1 protein-coding gene is annotated in these 1,475 nt (G+C 64.7%); it reads left to right on the top strand.

What is annotated here, in order from left to right; all coding sequences use genetic code 11:
- Window positions 1-1,475: nitrite reductase large subunit NirB (gene nirB, locus NM2_RS46910; protein ID WP_174575770.1), on the top strand; the 1,475-nt coding region annotated here is incomplete at both ends.

The raw sequence follows: 1,475 nt of genomic DNA, 5'->3' as shown, positions 1-1,475 counted from the left end.
CTGGCTCGGGAGGCTGGTCTGGAGGTGGGTGCGCGGGGTGGTGTGGTGACGGATCTGGGTTTGGTGACCAGTGATCCGAGTATTTATGCGGTCGGTGAGGTCGCGGCGGTGGAGGGGATTTGTTACGGGTTGGTGGCTCCGGGGTATAGCACCGCGGAGGTGGTGGCGGATCGGTTGTTGGGTGGGTCGGGGGAGTTCCCGGGTGCGGATTTGTCGACGAAGTTGAAGTTGCTGGGTGTGGATGTGGCGAGTTTCGGTGACGCGCATGCCACGAGTGAGGGTGCGTTGTCGGTGGTGCTGCATGACGCGGCCAAGGGCACCTACGCCAAACTCGTCGTCTCCGATGACGCGAAGACCCTGCTCGGTGGGATCCTGGTCGGCGACGCATCCGCCTACTCCCTGTTGCGGCCGTTGGTCGGGCGGCCGTTGCCCGCCGAGCCCGCGGCGCTGATTTCCCCGGCGGGTGCGGATGTGGGCGCGGATTCGCTGCCGGAGGATGCGCAGATCTGTTCGTGTAACAACGTGTCCAAGGGCGCGATCTGCGGTGCGATCGCCGAGGGCGCCTGCGATGTCGCGGCGATCAAGGGTTGCACGTCGGCGGGTACGTCGTGTGGTGGGTGTGTGCCGATGCTCAAGAAACTGCTCGAGCAGTCCGGTGTGGCGATGTCCACGGGGTTGTGTGAGCATTTCGAGCAGTCCCGGGCGGAGTTGTTCGAGATCGTGCAGGTCACCGGTATCCGTACCTTCTCGGGCCTGATCGCGCGGTACGGCAGGGGGTCGGGTTGCGATATCTGCAAGCCGACCGTGGCCTCGATTCTGGCCTCGACCTCGAGCGAGCACATCCTCGATGGTGAGCAGGCCGCGTTGCAGGACACCAACGATCATTTCCTGGCGAATCTGCAACGTAATGGGACGTATTCGGTGGTGCCGCGGATGCCGGGCGGGGAGGTCACCGCGGAGCAGTTGATCACGATCGGGCAGATCGCGAAGGAGTTCGATCTGTATCTGAAGGTGACCGGTGGGCAGCGGATCGATATGTTCGGTGCGCGGGTGGAGCAACTCCCGCGGATCTGGCAGCGTCTGGTCGATGCCGGGATGGAATCCGGACACGCCTACGGCAAATCGTTGCGGACGGTGAAAAGCTGTGTCGGATCCACGTGGTGCCGGTACGGGCAGCAGGACTCGGTCGGCATGGCCGTGCTGCTGGAGAAGCGGTACCGGGGTTTGCGTTCCCCGCACAAACTCAAACTCGCCGTGTCCGGGTGCGCCCGTGAATGCGCCGAGGCCCGCGGCAAGGACGTCGGGGTGATCGCGACCGAGCACGGCTGGAACCTGTACGTCGGCGGAAACGGGGGCCTGACACCCAAACACGCGGTGCTGCTGGCCGGGGACCTCGACGATGAGACCTTGATCCGGTACATCGACCGGTACCTGATGTTCTACATCCGCACCGCGGACCGCCTCCAACGCACCGC

Source organism: Nocardia miyunensis NBRC 108239 (assembly GCF_001613065.1).
GTDB lineage: Bacteria > Actinomycetota > Actinomycetes > Mycobacteriales > Mycobacteriaceae > Nocardia > Nocardia miyunensis.
Note: the sequence above shows the minus strand (reverse complement) of the source record. Positions and strands in the feature narration are given on the sequence as shown.